Below are 16,114 nucleotides of genomic sequence, written 5' to 3'. Positions count from 1 at the left end.
CGCGAGCGAAAATGCCTTGACGGGCCCAGGAGGATGGCGATTCGCGACGCGATGTCGCCGCACGCGGCGGAAATGGTGTCGAATTCCTGGTTCGATCGACCGGCACGGGGCCGGGCGGGACGAGAGTCCTTTGCCCACGGACTTCTTTGCCCACGGACAACGCCGCCCACGGACTCCTTTCACCCGTCCGGAGCCCGGCCCACCGCATTCCCTCTCCGGACGCGCGCATTCCGTCGTCGCGGCGAATGGCGGCGATGAGGGATTCGACGCGGCCGGTCGCCCGGGACGGATCAGCCCACGCGCCGACCGGCCGTCGTGGAGCGGTGGGTGAGAGGTCCACGCAGGCCCAGATGGTCACGCAGCGTGGTCCCCGTGTAGGCGGTCCGGTAGACGCCGCGCTCCTGCAGTTCGGGGACGAGCAGGTCGACGATGTCGTCGAGGCCGTCGGGGATCAGGTACGGCGTGACGTTGAAACCGTCGACCGCGCCGTGCCGTACCCAGTGGGCGAACCGGTCCGCGAGGCCCGACGGAGTGCCGACGTGGCCGCGCTGCGGGCCGAGGGCGATGACGGTCTCACGCAGCGACCAGCCGCCCGCCTCGGCCTTCTCGCGCCACTCGGCGACCACCTCGCGCGGGTCGGCGATACGGCGGGCACCGAAGGAACCGTCGTTCTCGGCGATGACCGGATCCTCCTTCGGCAGCGGCCCGTCGGCGTCACGGTCGGACAGGTCGCGGTTCCACAGGAGCCCCGCGATGCCCAACGCGGTCGCGGGGGTGACCTGTTGGAGGCGGATCCAGCGCTTCTTCTCCTGTGCCTCCTCCTCCGTGGCCCCGATGATGATCTCCGTACCGGGGAGGATGCGCAGGTCGTCCCCGGGCCGGCCGGCGGCCACCAGACGGCGTCGGACGTCCTCGGCGAAGGCCAGCGCGTCGTCGAAGTCGTTGCCGTGCGCGGAGAAGATGACATCGGCGTTGCGGGCGGCGAAGTCCCGGCCCTCACCCGAGTCGCCGGCCTGGAAGATCACCGGGTGGCCCTGCGGGGAGCGCGGCAGGGTGGGCGCGAGGTCCACGTCGAACTGCGGCCCCCGGTGGCGCACCTGGCGGACGGATCCGGGCGCCGCCCAAGCTGAGGCACGGGGCGAGCCGGAGACGGCACCGTCCTTCCAGCCGTCCCAGAGGGCGCGCGCCACGGTGAGGAACTCCTCGGCGCGCGTGTACCGGTCGGCGTGGTCGAGGTAGCCGCCGCGGCGGAAGTTCTCCCCGGTCCAGGCGTTGTCCGTGGTCACCACGTTCCAGCCGGCGCGGCCCTCGGAGAGGAGGTCGAGGCCGGACAGCCGACGGGCGAGGTCGGGGGCCTCGTTGAAGGTGGTGTTGGAGGTGGAGACCAGACCGATCCGGTCGGTGACGGCGGCCAGGGCGGCGAGCTGGGTGATGGCGTCCGGGCGCCCCGCGACGTCGAGATCATGGATCCTCCCGTCGACCTCGCGCAGCCGCAGCCCCTCTCCGAGGAAGAAGGCGTCGAACAGGCCCCGTTCGGCGGTCCGGGCCACCTGCCGGAAGCTGGCCGGATCGATCTGGCTGCCGCTGGCCGGGTCCGACCAGATGGTCCAGTGGTTGACGCCCTGGAAGAAGACCCCGAGGTGCAACCGCGCGTCGGGGCGGGGGACGTCGAGCGCATCGGTGCGGGTCATCGGGTCCCCTCCCCGGCCTGGACCGCCGTGGTGGCGTAGCGGTTGGCGGGCCGCTCCAGGCCCAGGTGGGTGCGCAGGGAGGCGCCGGGCAACGGACGGACCGCGTACCGCCGTTCGAAGAGGTGAGGCAGTACCAGCCGGGACAGCTCCGGAATGTCCTCGTCCAGCACCAGCGGACGCAGTCGTACGCCGTCCACGACGCCCCGCAGCCGCTCCAGCAGCGCGGCGAGTCCGGCGGCGGAGCCGATGTGGCGCAGCCGTCCGCGATCGGTCCAGGGCGCGTGCTGTTCGAGGTCGGCGACGCGTTCCTCGGCCGTGGCGTGCGCGGTGTCGAGGGCGACCTCGATCTCGGCGAAGGTCCGGGGCGTCCCGGCGCCGGCGGCGGCCGTGGAGACGGCGCCGAGGTCACGGCCCGACACGAGAGCCACGTCGAGCTGCTCGGCGGGCACCGTGCCGGGCCGGCCGAGCACGACGACCTGCCCCTGCGGGGGACGCGGCACGATCGCCGGTCCCTTCACCGTGAAGGTGTCGCCGGTGAAGTCGACGTAGTGGAGCCGGTCGCGGTCGAGATACCGGCTGGTGGCCACGGAACGGATGACGGCGTCGTCCTCCCACGAGTCCCACAGCGCGCGTACCGCCTCGACGCCGTCACGGGATTCGCGGGCCCGGGCGGCGGCCCCGTCGACGAGGGGGCGGCCCCAGGCGCGTGCCGCCTCGGGTCGCGTCTCCTCGCCGACCACCCACCCGGCGCGCCCGACGGAGACGTGGTCGAGGGACGCCAACTGGCTGGAGACGTGGAACGGTTCGGCGTATGTGAGGGCCACGACCGGCGCGACACCGACGACGCTCGTGGAGGCGGCGATGAACGCGGCCCGCTCCACCGCGCCGATCCGGCCGACCGTGTCGGGGGCGGCGGCGGGCGGGAGGGCCCCGTCGTCGAGGGTGAGGAGGGTGAACCCGGCGTTCTCCGCCGCGGCGGCGACACGGGCCACCCGGCGCGGGGTCAGCAGATGGTCGGGAGAGTGCGCGGCGCGGCGCCAGGCCGCGGGATGGGAGCCGTCGCCGTCGAGTTCGACGGCGAGGCGCAGGGCGGGGCCGGACATGGGGTGTTCCTTCCGAGGGCACGACGAGACGGCCGGCCCGATGGCCGACGGGAGTCAGACGCGTGCGGAAGGACAGACGGCGGAGGCGGTACGGCAGTAGTCGACATGCCGCCGGGTGATCAGCCACGTACCCGCGCCGGCACCGTGCGGTGCCGCGTCACGTACGCGCATCAGGGCCTCCACCCGTCCAGTGGTTACCGCTTCAACCTATGCCGTCGGCCCGGGAAGGTGTCAAGGACATTAGTTGTACGCGCATGTGAAATGAGCGCACACGAAGGCCGGGACGGCGGCCTTGGGTGTCGCCCTCAAGGCAGCGGGGTGGGCCCGCCGCGGCCGGGGTCGTCCGAGCCGTACGCTCGTCGGGCCCGCGCGGCCGGGCGGATCGAGCCGCCCGGAGCGCGCCCCCGCCGCTCCCCGCGCCGAGGCGCGGGCGCGCATGTTCGTGCGGCGGTACGGCCTTCCATCCCGGCGCGCCCCCACTCTCACCGCGCCCGGGTCCGGAGACTCCCCCACCCCAGGCAAAGGCGCCGCGACCCGGCACACCTTGCCCCAACCCCGGCCCCCACTTAGCCTCATTTTGTGCCGCGAATAAACAAAACCCGAACGCACGGTGCCGTGCCGGGTCACGACAGCGACCTCGCGCGCCTCCGCGACCTCCGCACCCTCCGCATCGCCATCACCGCCTTCTTCGCCCTCGACGGCTTCGTCTTCGCCGGCTGGGTGGTCAGAATCCCCGCGATCAAGGAGCAGACGGGCGCGTCGCCCGGCGCGCTGGGGCTGGCGCTGCTCGGCGTGTCCGCAGGAGCGGTGATCACGATGATGCTCACCGGCCGGCTCTGCCGCCGCTTCGGCAGCCACCGGGTGACGGTCGCCTGTGCCGTCCTGCTGTCCCTCAGCGTGGCCCTGCCCCCGCTCACCCACTCGGCGCTCGCCCTGGGCGCGGTACTGCTGGTCTTCGGCGCGGCCTTCGGCGGGATCAACGTGGCCTTCAACAGCGCCGCCGTGGATCTGGTGGCCGCGCTGGGGCGGCCCGTCATGCCCAGTTTCCACGCCGCGTTCAGCCTCGGCGGCATGTTCGGGGCGGGGCTCGGCAGCCTGGTCGCGGGCTCCCTGTCGCCCACCGGTCATCTGCTCAGCATCACCGTGGCCGGTCTGCTGGTCACCGCCGTCGCCGCGCCCACCCTGCTGCGCCACACGCCCCCGGCGCCGCCGGCTCGCACCCCCGGGCAGGCGTCCCGCGAGGCCGAGCCCTACGACTCACCCGGCGCGGGCCGCCCCGACCGCCGTACGCGCGGCCCGGTCGTCGTCCTCGGCCTGATCGCCGGGTGCACGGCCTACGGCGAGGGGGCGCTCGCCGACTGGGGCGCCCTGCACCTGGAGGCGGATCTGGACGCCTCGCCCGGGGTCGCGGCGATCGGCTACTCGTGCTTCGCGCTGGCCATGACGATCGGCCGGCTCACCGGGACGACCCTCCTGGAACGCCTGGGCCGGACCACGGTGCTCGTGGCCGGTGGCGCGACCGCGACGGCCGGCATGCTGCTCGGCTCCCTCGCACCGGCCGTGTGGGCGACCCTGCTCGGCTTCGCCGTCACCGGTCTGGGCCTCGCCAACATCTTCCCCGTCGCCATCGAACGCGCCGGCGCGCTGGCCGGTCCCGGCGGAGTCGCCACGGCCTCCACCCTCGGGTATCTCGGCATGCTCCTCGGCCCGCCCGCGATCGGTTTCATGGCCGAATGGTTCTCCCTGCCCGCCGCGCTCACGAGCGTCGCGGTACTCGCCGCGTTCGCCTCCGCCATCGCGTTCAACACCCGCCACTCGGCCGCGAAATGACCACTCACCGTTGCCTCGTGACACCGCGCGGTGCATGAAGTCAGCCCTCCGAGAACACGAGGCAACCATTCAGTCGTTCGATTCGTATAACTCCCTGGAGGCACTGCGACCCGGCCGAACAGAGAGCGGCCGGAGCGTCACCATCCGCTTTTCCGGATGGTCCCGAACAAGGAGAAACGATGCGACTGTTCGTGCTCAACTATGCTCGCAACGCTGAGCAGTTGGAGTTCAGCGCTCCGTACACCTACGACTCCGGGCTGCAGTTGAACGTGCTCGCCGACGGGCGGATAGCCGCACATGACCAGGGCTTGATGCGGGAATTGGGGGCGACCACCTCCACGGCGGGATCGAAGACCCATTTCGACGACTGAACGCGGATTCGCGACAATGACGGTATTGATCCTCACCTGCGAACAGGATGTGACGGCGGATCTGGTCGTGGCTCGCCTCAACAGGACCGGCGTGCCGGTGGTCCGGCTCGACCCCGCCGACCTGCCCGGCGCGGTGGCGCTCTCCGGCGAGTACGTGCACGGCTCGTTCCGCGGGCAACTGTCCGTCGGCGGGCGCCTGGTGAGCATGACCGGGCTGCGGTCCGTCTGGCTGCGCCGGCCGGGCGTTCCCGCCGCCGGGGTCGCCGAGCCGTCCCCCTGGCTCACCGAGGAGTCCTCGCAGGCCCTGTACGGCATGCTGCGCGGCACGGGCGCCCGCTGGATGAACGACCCGGACGCGGCCCGCAGAGCCCGCCACAAGCCGTGGCAGCTCCGGCACGCGCAGCGCTGCGGGCTCCCCGTGCCGGCCACGCTGATCACCACGTTCCCGCAGGCCGCCCGTGACTTCGCCGAACGCTTCCCGGACCTGGTGGTGAAGCCCGTCTCCGGCACCCACCCGCAGGCGCCCGCCAGTACGGTCCCCACCAGCCGTGTCGCGCCCGGCACGGACTTCACCGCCGTCGCGTTCGGCCCGACGTTGCTGCAGCGCCGGATCGCCAAGACCGCCGACATCCGGCTCACCGTCGTCGGCGACCGCATGCTGGCCGCCCGCAAGACGGTCGCCCCGGACGCGCACCCCGACGAGGTGGACGTCCGCTTCGCCCCCTCCACCGCGCCCTGGCAGCCGGCCGAGGTCCCGGCGCGCACCGCCACGGCCGTACGGGCCTACCTGCGTGACGCCGAACTCGCCTACGGGGCCTTCGACTTCGCGGAGGACGCGGACGGAATCTGGTGGTTCCTGGAGTGCAACCAGTCCGGCCAGTTCGGGTTCGTGGAGATGGACACCGGCCAGCCGATCGCCCACAGCGTCGCCGAATGGCTGGCGCGGGAGGAACCGGGGGCGGGAGCGCGCCGCGACGACCGGATCCGGGCGGCACCCGGACACTCCGGATACGTCCCGGACGACCTGACGTCCCGGCCGACCCGTAGCTGAACCGAGGCGCCCGCCCCGGCCGGGGCGGGCGCCTCGCGCGTGTGGTCGTCCGGCAGACTCGCCCCATGGAGACCGCCGAACACATCAGGGCCCTGGACGAAGAGGGCCGACGTCTCGCCACGGCCGCCCGGAAGGCCGGTACGGACGCCGAGGTGCCGACCTGCCCCGAGTGGCGGGTGCGGGATCTGGTCCGCCACACGGGGGCCGTGCACCGCTGGGCCACGGCGTTCCTCGTCGACCGGCACCCGTCGCCCCGGCCCCTCACCGACGGCCCGGAGCTGGACGGTGCCCCTCTGCTGACCTGGTTCGAGGAGGGGCACCGTCGCCTCGTAGAGACGCTGCGCACCACGCCCGCCGACGCCGACTGCTGGGGTTTTCTGCCCGCGCCCTCCCCGCGGGCCTTCTGGGCGCGCCGGCAGGCCCACGAGACCGCCGTGCACCGTGCCGACGCCGAGTCCGCTCTGGGCGGCGAACTCGGCCTGCCCACCGTGGACTTCGCCGTGGACGGCATCGACGAACTGCTGCTCGGCTTCCACGCCCGCGGCAGAAGCGTGGCGCGCACCTCGGCGCCGCGCGTCCTGCGGGTGCGGGCCACCGACACGGACGCCGTCTGGACCGTACGGCTGTCCTCGGAGCCGCCCGTGGCGCGGCGCGCGGAAGCGACGGGGGCGGGTGACGCCGACTGCGAGATCGCGGGCCCGGCGCCCCACCTGTACCTGTCCCTGTGGAACCGGCTCGCCCTCCCCTCCGTCACCGGCGACCCCGCGCTCGCGCGGCTGTGGCGGGAAACCTCGGGTATCGACTGATCCCGGCCCGGCGGGTGCGCCCGCCGCCTTGTCGGCCGGGCCCGCCGCCACCACACTCGGCTCATGGGGAGACGAACGCAGGCCGAACGGGACGCGATGACCACGGAGATGGTCTTCGCGTTCTGCGCGGGGGCGGTGCTGGCGGGCGCGGCCTTCTTCGGCGTGACGGAGTTCCTGCCGCATGTCTTCGGCTCCCTGCGCGACCGGTGGAGCCTGCTCGGCCCCCTCGCGCTGACGGTGAGCGTGGTGGTGTTCGTCGCGGTCGTCACGATCGTGCTGACCCGCTTCCGCCACGCCACGCGACGGCGCCGGCAGGCCGTCGGCCCCCTCGACGCACGACTCCCCGCTCAGCCCAGCCAGCCCGGCCGCACCAACCCCGACTCGTAGGCCAGGACGACGAGTTGGGCGCGGTCGCGGGCGCCCAGCTTCACCATCGTCCGGCTCACATGCGTCTTGGCGGTCAGCGGGCTGACGACCAGACGCCGGGCGATCTCGTCATTGGTCAGTCCCATGCCGACCAGGGCCATCACCTCCCGCTCCCGCTCGGTGAGTCCGGCGAGGGAGGCGACGGCCGCCGGCTGCTTGGAACGGGCCGCGAACTCGGCGATCAGCCTCCGGGTCACCCCCGGCGACAGCAGCGCGTCCCCCTCCACCACCGCCCGTACCGCGCGCAGGAGTTCATCCGGCTCGGTGTCCTTGACGAGGAAACCCGACGCACCGGAACGGATCGCCTCGAACACGTACTCGTCGAGCTCGAAGGTGGTCAGCATGACGACCCTGACATGGGCGAGTTCCGGGTCGCCGGTGATGCGCCGGGTCGCGGCGAGCCCGTCGAGCACGGGCATCCGGATGTCCATCAGGACCACGTCGGGCAGGAGTTGACGCACCCCGCGCAGCGTCTGCGCGCCGTCGGCGGCCTCCCCGGCCACCTCGATGTCGGGCTGTGCGTCGAGCAGGGCCCTGAACCCGGCCCGCACCAGGGCCTGGTCGTCGGCCAGCAGTACGCGGATCACCGGTCCTCCTCGACCTCGCGGGACACCCGCAGCGGCAGTACGGCGAGCACCCGGAACCCTCCGTCGGGACGCGGCCCCGCCTCGATCGTGCCACCGAGCCCGGCGGCCCGCTCCCGCATTCCCACGAGTCCGTTGCCGCCGCCGCCCACGTCGGTGCCGGTCGCGGGCCCGTCGTCGTCGATCCGCAGCCGCAGTTCTCCGCCGCCGTGCTCGATGCGCAGGCGCGCCCGCCGTGATCCCGAGTGCCGTACGACGTTGGTGAGGGCCTCCTGGACGATGCGGAACGCGGCGAGATCGGTGCCCGGCGACAGCTCCGGCGCCGCGCCCTCGATCTCTACGGCCAGGCCCGCGCCCGCCGCCTGCTCGACGAGTTCGGGGAGACGGTCGAGGCCCGGGGCCGGGGCGCGCGGGGCGTCGCCGGGCGTCCGGAGGGTGTCGAGGACCTGGCGGACCTCGCCGAGGGCCTCCTTGCCCGCGGCCTTGATGGTGGTGAGGGCGGCGCGCGCCTGTTCCGGGTCGGAGTCCAGGAGCGCCAGACCCACGCCGGCCTGGACGTTGATCACCGAGATGCTGTGCGCGAGGACGTCGTGCAGTTCGCGGGCGATCCGCAGCCGTTCCTCGTCGACCCGCGTCCGCGCGGCCCGCGCACGCTCCTCCCGCTCCCGGGCCCACTGCTCGCGCCGGGTCCGGGCCAGCTCCGAGAGCGCCACGATCGCCACGACCCAGGCCACGACGACGATCTCCTGCCCCCAGCTCGCGGCGTCGTCCCCGCTCGGCGGCAGCCATCGGAACAGCCAGTGCGCCACCAGCACATGCCCCACCCACAGCGCCCCCATCGCCGTCCAGGCGGCCGTGCGGTGCCCGGCGACGATCGCGCTGAAGCAGCCGACGGCGACGGTGAGGAACACCGGCCCGTACGGATATCCGGCGCCCAGGTACACCATGGCGGTGGCCGCCGTCCCGAAGGCGACGAACACCGGCCACCGCCACCGGCCCAGCAGCAGGAGCACGCCCCCGAGCAGCAGGGCCCGCGCGAACACGTCGAGCGGGGCCCGCTCGTCCCGCTGGAGCTCGGCGGCCGCTGTCGAGCCGGCCATGACGAGGACGGCGACCGCCGCCGTGGAACGCCAGGGCAGGCGCCGGCGCGCGGCGTCGCCCTCCGGCCGGTTCCACCACGGGGGCCCGCCCCCCGTGCCACCGCCGCCACGGCGGCCCGCCCCGCCACGGCGGCCCGCCCCGCCACGGCGGCCCGCCCCGCGTCGGGGGGCCGCCCGCCTGCGCACTCTGCTCCGCCATGCCGGCCACGCTAGACGCCGCCCACCCGGCACGACGTCACCCGAGCGAGGTGATCACCCGTACTCCCGGCGAAGTACGCCCCACCGGTCCCGGGCCGGGGCGTCAGCGCGCCGGTGCCTCGGACTGCGGGAACACCAGGCCGACGTGGTGGGCGAGTTGGCCCGCCGCGTGCCGGAAGAACACCTCCCGGTCCTCCACCACCCGGTTGAACTGCCCGAACACCTCGAAGCTGATCAGCCCGAACAGCTGCGCCCACGCCCCGACCAGCACCGTGATCACCTCCGGCGGCAGGTCGGGCGCGAACTCCTCGGCGATCCGCCGCGCCTCGGGCCGCAGCTCGGCGGGCAGCTTCCACTGGGCCACACCCTTGGCCCGAAAGGCGTCCCGCACGATCCGGATCAGCAACTGCCCGACCCGGGAGGCGGCCGGCAGGGTCGCGTCGGGCGCCTTGTAGCCGGGCACGGGCGAACCGAAGATCAACGCGTACTCGTGCGGCCGTGCCAGCGCCCACTCCCGCACCCCCTCGCACACCGCGACCCACTGCCCCGCCGGGCTCTCGGCGGCGGCCCGCGCGTGCGCGGTCTCGGCGGCCTCGCCCACGGAGTCGAACGCGTCGATGATCAGAGCAGTGAGCAGCTCGTCGCGGCTCGGGAAGTAGCGGTACAGCGCGGAGGAGACCATGCCGAGTTCGCGTGCCACCGCGCGCAGGGACAGCTTGGCGGCGCCCTCGGCGGCGAGCTGTCTGCGCGCTTCGTCCTTGATGGCGGCGGTGACCTCGATCCGGGCGCGGGCGCGGGCTCCTCGTGCTGTGCTCATGTGAGGCAGTGTGCCACAGGGTGGAGCACTGCACACGTTTCAGAGCACCGCTCCGATGTTGGATCGGCGCTCACGTATGTGAGCGGGCGACACAAACGAGAGCACCGCTCTTGCTATGGAGCGCCGATCTCGTGCACACTGCTCTCAAGCGAGAGCAGTGCTCTCCATAACACGGGAGGACCCCCATGCCGTCGTCGACCCACTACATCCGGACCAATGCCTTCGACCGCGCGCTCAACGGCTTCATCGGCTGGCTCGCCCGCCGCGGCGTCAGCCTCCTCGGCACCGCCGAACTCTCCGTGCGCGGCCGTAAGAGCGGCGAGTGGCGCCGGCTCCCGGTCAACCCGTTGCCGTACGAGGGCGGCCCCTACCTGGTCTCGGCGCGCGGCCACTCCGAATGGGTGCGCAACATGCGGGCGGCCGGCGGCGGACAGCTCCAGGTGGGCCGCCGGACGCAGGAGTTCACTGCGGTCGAGCTGCCCGACGAGGAGAAGCCCGTCGTCCTGCGCACCTACCTCAAGAAGTGGGGCTGGGAGGTGGGCCGGTTCTTCGACGGCGTCAGCGCCGACTCCACCGACGAGGAACTGCTGGCCGCCGCGCCGAAGCACCCCGTCTTCCGGATCACCGTCCAGCGGTGACCGGGCGGGGTGCCGGTGGGCCACCGCGCGGGGTGCCGGCGGGCCACCGCGCGAGCCCAGGGCCCTACTTGTCGAACGCCGTCAGCGCGCGCTGGGCGATCGGGCGGTTGCGGACGATCTCGCCCAGGGAGGTCGACCCGCGGGTGATGTCCACGAAGGCCCGCCAGGCGGGCCGGAACCCGGTCAGCGCGGCGTGGAAGAGACCCGGCCGCCGCTCGAAGGCGACCAGCAGCCGCTTGCCGACGCTCATCTCGACGCCGAGCCCCGCCTTCACGGCGAACGCGTAGTTGAGGGCCTGGCGGCGGGTGTCGACCGCGTCGTGGGCCTCGGCGATCCGTACCGCCCACTCCCCCGCGAGCCGTCCCGAGCGCAGCGCGAAGGAGATGCCCTCCCGCGTCCACGGCTCCAGCAGTCCGGCCGCGTCCCCGCAGACCAGCACCCGCCCCCGCGAGAGCGGCGAGTCGTCGGCACGGCAGCGCGTCAGGTGCCCGGAGGAGACGCTCGGTTCGAAGCCGGCGAGGCCGAGCCGCCCGATGAAGTCCTCCAGATACCGCTTGGTGGCCGCGCCTTCACCGCGCGCCGAGATCACGCCCACCGTCAGCGTGTCGCCCTTGGGGAAGACCCACCCGTAACTGCCGGGCATCGGGCCCCAGTCGATGAGGACGCGCCCCTTCCAGTCCTCGGCGACGGTCTCCGGAACGGGGATCTCCGCCTCCAGGCCGAGGTCGACCTGTTCGAGCTTGACACCGACATGCGCCCCTATGCGGCTGGCGCTGCCGTCCGCCCCGACGACGGCCCGCGCGAACAGCGTCTCGCCGCCCTGCAGCACCACCGCGACCGTCCGCCGGTCCGGGACGGTCGAGCCGTGCTGCTCGACCCGGGTGACCGTGACACCCGTACGCAGTTCGGCGCCCGCCTTCTGGGCGTGCTCGACCAGTTGCTGGTCGAACTCGGGCCGGTTGATCAGGCCGAACAGCATCTGCTTGGACTTGCGCGTCCGGGCGTACCGTCCGTCGAGGGAGAAGGTGACCGCGTGCACCCGGTCCTTCAGGGGAAGCTCGAAACCGGGCGGCAGCGCGTCGCGCGAGGGGCCGATGATGCCGCCGCCGCAGGTTTTGTACCGCGGCAGCTCCGCCTTCTCCAGCAACAGGACGCTGCGTCCCGCGACCGCCGCCGCGTAGGCGGCCGAAGCCCCCGCGGGGCCCGCGCCCACCACGACGACGTCCCACACCCGCTGCGCGTCGTCCGCCGAAGACGCCGAAGAGTTCTCGCTGCTCACGATGGTCTGCTGCTCCCGATCCAGCCGCCTGCCGCACCTGTCCCACGCATCCTACGGCGGGTGACGCCGAGGACCGCTGTGGGAGGATCGGCAGCGCGTGCGCCCTACACCGACACTCCGGGCAAGCGCGTACGCAGCCACATGCCCACCAGGACAACGTCGCACCCACGAGGAGCGTGCCCATGCCGTCGAACCCGGTCGCCGAGACCGTCGCCTCGCTGATTCCCCGGGCGAAGGAGGAGCTCGCCGAACTGGTGGCCTTCAAGTCGGTGGCGGACTTCGACCAGTACCCGCGCGGCGAGAGCGAGGGCGCCGCGAACTGGGTCGCCGACGCGCTGCGCGCCGAGGGCTTCCAGGACGTCGCCCTGCTCGACACCCCCGACGGCACCCAGTCCGTGTACGGCTACCTGCCGGGGCCCGAGGGTGCGAAGACCGTGCTGCTCTACGCCCACTACGACGTCCAGCCGCCGCTGGACGAGGCCGCCTGGCAGTCCCCGCCGTTCGAGCTGACCGAGCGCGACGGCCGCTGGTACGGGCGGGGCGCCGCCGACTGCAAGGGCGGTGTGATCATGCACCTGCTCGCGCTGCGGGCGCTGAAGGCCAACGGCGGGGTGCCGGTCCACGTCAAGGTGATCGCCGAGGGCTCCGAGGAGATGGGCACGGGCGGACTCCAGCAGTACGCCGAGGCCCACCCCGAACTGCTCGCCGCCGACACCGTCGTCATCGGCGACGCGGGCAACTTCCGCGTCGGACTGCCGACGGTGACCACCTCCCTGCGCGGCATGATCGCGATGCGGGTGCGGATCGACGCCCTCGAGGGCAACCTGCACTCGGGCCAGTTCGGCGGCGCGGCCCCCGACGCGCTCGCCGCCCTGATCCGCGTCCTCGACTCGCTGCGCGCCGAGGACGGCACCACGACCGTCGACGGCCTCGCGGGCGAGGGCACGTGGGACGGACTGCGGTACCCCGAGGAGCGGTTCCGCGAGGACGCCCGGGTGCTCGACGGCGTGCGGCTGGTCGGCACCGGCTCGGTCGCCGACCGCATCTGGGCTCGCCCGTCCACCACCGTGCTCGGCATCGACGTACCGCCGGTGGTCGGCGCGACCCCGTCGATCCAGGCGAGCGCCCGCGCCCTGATCGGTCTGCGCGTCCCGCCGGGCGTGGACGTCGGGCAGGCGATCAAGCTGCTCGAAGCACACCTGGTGGCGCACACCCCGTGGGGCGCCCGCGTCACCTGCGAACCGATCGGCCACGGCCAGCCGTTCCGCGCCGACACCGCCAGCCCGGCGTACGAGGCGATGGCCTCGGCCATGGCCGAGGCCTACCCGGGCCAGGAGATGCAGTACGCGGGCCACGGCGGCTCCATCCCTCTGTGCAACACCCTCGCCGGCCTCTACCCCGACGCCGAGATCCTCCTGATCGGCCTCAGTGAGCCCGAAGCCCGGATCCACGCGGTCGACGAGAGCGTGTCCCCCGAGGAGCTGGAGCGCATGGCCGTGACGGAGGCGCTGTTCCTGCGCAACTACGCGGCGAACTGAGCGGCCGGGATCCGGCGCCGGTGCGTCTCCGCGCCCTTCGGGGGCGCGGAGACCTCCGCGCGACGACCCGGACAGCGGCGCATCCTCACACCGGCACACCGGCCTCCAGGTACAGTGCGGCGCCCCGCTCGCGCGCCCGCAGCGCCCAGCGCAGCCGCTCGTACCGGACGGGCGGCAGCAGATCCGCGGCCTCCTCCTCGGTCACGAACCGCCAGCCGCGCAGTTCGGGGCCGGGCAGCACCGGCCGCTGCGCACCGCTGACGTCGAGGCGGCCCCCGTCGAACAGCAGACGCAGTCCGCCGTATCCGGGCGGCCGGGGTGCCTCCCAGTCCACCACCAGCAGACGGGGCACCTCCTCCAGCCGTATCCCGGTCTCCTCCAGGACCTCACGCACACCCGCCCGCGCCGGCGCCTCTCCGGACTCCACGACACCGCCGGGGAACTCCCAGCCGGCCTTGTAGGTCGGGTCGACCAGCAGGACCCGGTCGTGCTCGTCGAACAGCAGGACCCCCGCGGCGACCGTCTCGGCGGTCGGCTCGGGGGTCTGCACGATGTCGCACGCGGGTACGTCGTCGGCGGCCACGGCGTCGGCGATGCGCCGCGCGGTCTCGTACGGGGTGAGGGCGCCGGTGTCGACGAGATGGGCATCCGCGGTGAGCCAGCCGCCCAGTGCCGCACGGTAGGGCGCGATGTGGTCGTACGCCCATTGCCGCAGCCGCATCTCGCCGTCGGGGAGGTCGTGCGGTATCTCCCGCCCGGCTATTCGCTCGCGCAGTATCGTTTCGGCCGGGGCCAGGAGCAGATGTCGTACGGCGATGCGGCGGGCGGCGAGGCCGCCGAAGATCTCGTCGCGATACTCCTGGCGGAGCAGGGTCATGGGGACCACGAGGGTGCCGCCCAGCTCGGCGAGGAGGGCGGCGGCGGTGTCGACCACGAGCCGTCGCCAGCTGGGCAGATCCTGGAAGTCGCCGACCTCGGCGAGGCGTTTGGCCGGCAGCATGTGCGTCAGTGCGCCGCCGATGACCTCGGGGTCGAAGAGCGTGCTGTTCGGGATCAGTTCGATCAGTTCCCGTGCGGTGGTGGTCTTCCCCGCACCGAACGCACCGTTGATCCAGACGATCACGGTTCCCCCTCTTCTGTTGACCCCCTGAGGCTTGCCCTCCACCCCGCCACGGAAACCAGCCGCTGATGAGGAGCCGAAATACGACGACGACGGGTCCCCGCCGAACGGGGGCCCGCCGCCTGCGACGCGAAAGGAGAGGCGGGGAGAACGACTGTTCTCCCTCGTGCGCTACAAGGCCGTCAGCCTTCCTTGCCGCCCTTGCCCTTCTGGTCCGCCAGGCCGCCCAGGGCGTCCTCGTCGACCGCCAGGCTCTCGCTGGAGACCGTCTTGCCGACCTTGCCGAGGGTGCCCTCGACGTCCAGTTTGCTCAGGCCGTCCGTCTTCCCGAGGGCGTCGGCGGCTTCGAGACCGTGCGACGGCGTGATGGCCGCGACGACGAAACCGGTGGCGAGGGAGGCGATGGCGAGCATGCTGCGCTTCTTCATGCCCTGCTCAACTGCGGAACGCCCCGAGGGGTCACGGCCGATTTCCCACGATCCGGCCCCGCCCACGGACGGCGGTGGGGGTCAGGCCACCCCGGCCACCCGGGTGCCCGCCCGGCCGGCCAGCGCCGCCGCGGCGGCCCCGACGAGGCCCGCGTCCGCGCCCATCACGGCGGGGGCGACGGTGAGGTGCTGGACGAAGGACAGGGTGGCGTAGTCCTTCAGGGCGGTGCGGAGGGGGGCGAAGAGGACGTCGCCGGCGTTCGCGACGCCGCCGCCGATGACGGCGATGTCGATCTCCACGAGGGTGGCGGTGGCGGCGATCCCCGCCGCGAGGGCCTGCGCGGCGCGTTCGAACGAGGCCACCGCGACCGGGTCGCCGGCCTGCGCGGCGGCGGCGACCGCCGCGGCCGAGGTGTCCCCGTCGGGACCGGGCCGCCAGCCGCGTTCCGCGGCGCGGCGGGCGATGTTGGGCCCGCTCGCGATGCGCTCGACGCAGCCGCGGGCACCGCACGGGCAGGCGTCGCCGTCGAGGTCGACGCTGATGTGCCCGATGTGGCCGGCGTTGCCGGTGGGGCCCGCGTGCAGTCTCCCGCCGAGGACGAGGCCGCCGCCGACGCCCGTCGACACGACCATGCACAGCGCGTTGTCGTGGCCGCGCGCCGCGCCCTGCCAGTGCTCGGCCGCCGTGATGGCCACACCGTCGCCGATCAGCTCGACGGGCAGCCCTCCGGTCGCCGCCCGGACCCGCTCGACGAGGGGGAAGCCGCGCCAGCCGTGGATGTTCACGGGGCTGACCGTGCCGGCCGAGGCGTCCACCGGCCCCGCGCTGCCGATCCCGACGGCCGCCGCCCCGCTCCACTGCGGCGCGGCCGTCAGCTCGCCGAGCACGCCCTCGACGGCCCGCATGACGGTGTCCGCGTCCTCCCGCGCGGGCGTCGGGCGCTGGGCGCGGACCACGATCCTGCCGCGGCCGTCGACCAGCGCCCCGGCGATCTTGGTGCCGCCGATGTCGAGCGCGGCCACGAGGTCGGTCTGCATCAGTGTCAGTTCTCCCGCTGCGAGTCTCCTACCGGGTGCCCGACAGAGCGACGCCCGGATCTCCGGCCGGAGATCCGGCAGCACGACGCTCGCCTG

Annotated in this window: 17 protein-coding genes; 7 read left to right on the top strand and 10 right to left on the bottom strand. The window is 73.4% G+C overall.

The window, feature by feature from the left end; all coding sequences use genetic code 11:
• Positions 1-290: 290 nt before the first annotated feature.
• Genes ACWCRJ_RS05780 through ACWCRJ_RS05770 form a run of 3 tightly spaced genes read right to left on the bottom strand, consistent with a single transcriptional unit; the run spans position 291 to position 2,965 of the window.
• Positions 291-1,691, bottom strand: a complete 1,401-nt coding sequence (locus ACWCRJ_RS05780; protein ID WP_450938083.1) for an NtaA/DmoA family FMN-dependent monooxygenase — start codon at positions 1,689-1,691, stop codon at positions 291-293.
• On the bottom strand, positions 1,688-2,794 hold the full coding sequence (locus ACWCRJ_RS05775; RefSeq protein ID WP_450938082.1) for an LLM class flavin-dependent oxidoreductase: 1,107 nt from the start codon (positions 2,792-2,794) through the stop codon (positions 1,688-1,690). The genes ACWCRJ_RS05780 and ACWCRJ_RS05775 overlap by 4 nt, the downstream gene beginning before the upstream one ends.
• A 54-nt stretch (positions 2,795-2,848) precedes the next feature.
• The gene (locus ACWCRJ_RS05770) at positions 2,849-2,965 is read right to left on the bottom strand and encodes a putative leader peptide (protein WP_371582610.1); all 117 of its coding nucleotides are present in this window, start codon (positions 2,963-2,965) and stop codon (positions 2,849-2,851) included.
• Positions 2,966-3,409: 444 nt separating this feature from the next.
• Here ACWCRJ_RS05770 and ACWCRJ_RS05765 point away from each other — a divergent pair, with 444 nt between their 5' ends.
• The 5 genes from ACWCRJ_RS05765 to ACWCRJ_RS05745 all read left to right on the top strand — a co-directional run bounded on the left by ACWCRJ_RS05765 (position 3,410) and on the right by ACWCRJ_RS05745 (position 7,239).
• Entirely contained in the window at positions 3,410-4,624 is a 1,215-nt protein-coding gene (locus ACWCRJ_RS05765; RefSeq protein ID WP_450938081.1) for an MFS transporter, read from the top strand.
• 179 nt (positions 4,625-4,803) lie between these two features.
• On the top strand, positions 4,804-4,995 hold the full coding sequence (tgmA, locus tag ACWCRJ_RS05760) for a putative ATP-grasp-modified RiPP (RefSeq protein WP_450938080.1): 192 nt from the start codon (positions 4,804-4,806) through the stop codon (positions 4,993-4,995).
• 16 nt (positions 4,996-5,011) lie between these two features.
• Positions 5,012-6,046 carry an ATP-grasp ribosomal peptide maturase gene (tgmB, locus tag ACWCRJ_RS05755; protein ID WP_450938079.1) on the top strand — a complete coding sequence of 345 codons (1,035 nt, stop codon included), beginning with the start codon at positions 5,012-5,014 and terminating at the stop codon, positions 6,044-6,046.
• A 65-nt stretch (positions 6,047-6,111) separates the two neighbouring features.
• A complete protein-coding gene (locus ACWCRJ_RS05750) occupies positions 6,112-6,852 on the top strand; it encodes a maleylpyruvate isomerase family mycothiol-dependent enzyme (RefSeq protein ID WP_450938078.1) in 741 nt (246 codons plus the stop codon).
• A gap of 63 nt (positions 6,853-6,915) precedes the next feature.
• Positions 6,916-7,239 carry a DUF6332 family protein gene (locus ACWCRJ_RS05745; protein WP_450938077.1) on the top strand — a complete coding sequence of 108 codons (324 nt, stop codon included), beginning with the start codon at positions 6,916-6,918 and terminating at the stop codon, positions 7,237-7,239.
• On the opposite strand, the gene ACWCRJ_RS05740 is transcribed toward ACWCRJ_RS05745, so the two are convergent.
• The 3 genes from ACWCRJ_RS05740 to ACWCRJ_RS05730 form a co-directional block, all read right to left on the bottom strand.
• A complete protein-coding gene (locus ACWCRJ_RS05740; protein ID WP_450938076.1) occupies positions 7,200-7,865 on the bottom strand; it encodes a response regulator in 666 nt (221 codons plus the stop codon). The genes ACWCRJ_RS05745 and ACWCRJ_RS05740 overlap by 40 nt on opposite strands.
• A complete protein-coding gene (locus ACWCRJ_RS05735) occupies positions 7,862-8,962 on the bottom strand; it encodes a sensor histidine kinase (protein ID WP_450938075.1) in 1,101 nt (366 codons plus the stop codon). Before ACWCRJ_RS05735 ends, ACWCRJ_RS05740 begins: the two co-directional genes overlap by 4 nt.
• 301 nt (positions 8,963-9,263) lie before the next feature.
• Positions 9,264-9,977 (bottom strand): TetR/AcrR family transcriptional regulator, encoded by a 714-nt coding sequence (locus ACWCRJ_RS05730; protein ID WP_450938074.1) that lies wholly within the window; start codon positions 9,975-9,977, stop codon positions 9,264-9,266.
• Positions 9,978-10,162: 185 nt separating this feature from the next.
• Here ACWCRJ_RS05730 and ACWCRJ_RS05725 point away from each other — a divergent pair, with 185 nt between their 5' ends.
• Entirely contained in the window at positions 10,163-10,615 is a 453-nt protein-coding gene (locus ACWCRJ_RS05725) for a nitroreductase family deazaflavin-dependent oxidoreductase (protein WP_450938073.1), read from the top strand.
• A 64-nt stretch (positions 10,616-10,679) separates the two neighbouring features.
• Here the strand turns inward: ACWCRJ_RS05725 and ACWCRJ_RS05720 are convergent, their stop codons facing one another.
• Positions 10,680-11,894: a geranylgeranyl reductase family protein gene (locus ACWCRJ_RS05720; protein ID WP_450938072.1), complete on the bottom strand. Its 1,215-nt coding sequence runs from the start codon at positions 11,892-11,894 to the stop codon at positions 10,680-10,682.
• 182 nt (positions 11,895-12,076) lie between these two features.
• Between ACWCRJ_RS05720 and ACWCRJ_RS05715 the strand changes: the two genes are divergently transcribed.
• Positions 12,077-13,432 (top strand): M20/M25/M40 family metallo-hydrolase, encoded by a 1,356-nt coding sequence (locus ACWCRJ_RS05715; protein WP_450938071.1) that lies wholly within the window; start codon positions 12,077-12,079, stop codon positions 13,430-13,432.
• A gap of 85 nt (positions 13,433-13,517) precedes the next feature.
• On the opposite strand, the gene ACWCRJ_RS05710 is transcribed toward ACWCRJ_RS05715, so the two are convergent.
• The 3 genes from ACWCRJ_RS05710 to ACWCRJ_RS05700 all read right to left on the bottom strand — a co-directional run bounded on the left by ACWCRJ_RS05710 (position 13,518) and on the right by ACWCRJ_RS05700 (position 16,018).
• Complete coding sequence (locus tag ACWCRJ_RS05710; RefSeq protein WP_450938070.1) at positions 13,518-14,555, bottom strand: NUDIX hydrolase; 1,038 nt, start codon at positions 14,553-14,555, stop codon at positions 13,518-13,520.
• Between the two features lie 179 nt (positions 14,556-14,734).
• On the bottom strand, positions 14,735-14,980 hold the full coding sequence (locus ACWCRJ_RS05705; RefSeq protein ID WP_097250906.1) for a hypothetical protein: 246 nt from the start codon (positions 14,978-14,980) through the stop codon (positions 14,735-14,737).
• 81 nt (positions 14,981-15,061) lie between these two features.
• Positions 15,062-16,018, bottom strand: coding sequence for an ROK family protein (locus ACWCRJ_RS05700; RefSeq protein WP_450938069.1), 957 nt, complete (start codon positions 16,016-16,018; stop codon positions 15,062-15,064).
• Positions 16,019-16,114: the final 96 nt, after the last annotated feature.

Source organism: Streptomyces sp. NPDC002324, assembly GCF_053593335.1.
The sequence above is the reverse complement of the archived record's forward strand: the minus strand, read 5'-3'. Positions and strand labels throughout refer to the sequence as shown.

Coding starts and splice junctions, on each gene's coding strand:
- ACWCRJ_RS05780 (WP_450938083.1), bottom strand. CDS start 1,691: ATGACCCGCACCGATGCGCTCGACGTCCCCCGCCCCGACGCGCGGTTG.
- ACWCRJ_RS05775 (WP_450938082.1), bottom strand. CDS start 2,794: ATGTCCGGCCCCGCCCTGCGCCTCGCCGTCGAACTCGACGGCGACGGC.
- ACWCRJ_RS05770 (WP_371582610.1), bottom strand. CDS start 2,965: ATGCGCGTACGTGACGCGGCACCGCACGGTGCCGGCGCGGGTACGTGG.
- tgmA (WP_450938080.1), top strand. CDS start 4,804: ATGCGACTGTTCGTGCTCAACTATGCTCGCAACGCTGAGCAGTTGGAG.
- tgmB (WP_450938079.1), top strand. CDS start 5,012: ATGACGGTATTGATCCTCACCTGCGAACAGGATGTGACGGCGGATCTG.
- ACWCRJ_RS05750 (WP_450938078.1), top strand. CDS start 6,112: ATGGAGACCGCCGAACACATCAGGGCCCTGGACGAAGAGGGCCGACGT.
- ACWCRJ_RS05745 (WP_450938077.1), top strand. CDS start 6,916: ATGGGGAGACGAACGCAGGCCGAACGGGACGCGATGACCACGGAGATG.
- ACWCRJ_RS05735 (WP_450938075.1), bottom strand. CDS start 8,962: ATGGCCGGCTCGACAGCGGCCGCCGAGCTCCAGCGGGACGAGCGGGCC.
- ACWCRJ_RS05730 (WP_450938074.1), bottom strand. CDS start 9,977: ATGAGCACAGCACGAGGAGCCCGCGCCCGCGCCCGGATCGAGGTCACC.
- ACWCRJ_RS05725 (WP_450938073.1), top strand. CDS start 10,163: ATGCCGTCGTCGACCCACTACATCCGGACCAATGCCTTCGACCGCGCG.
- ACWCRJ_RS05715 (WP_450938071.1), top strand. CDS start 12,077: ATGCCGTCGAACCCGGTCGCCGAGACCGTCGCCTCGCTGATTCCCCGG.
- ACWCRJ_RS05705 (WP_097250906.1), bottom strand. CDS start 14,980: ATGAAGAAGCGCAGCATGCTCGCCATCGCCTCCCTCGCCACCGGTTTC.
- ACWCRJ_RS05700 (WP_450938069.1), bottom strand. CDS start 16,018: ATGCAGACCGACCTCGTGGCCGCGCTCGACATCGGCGGCACCAAGATC.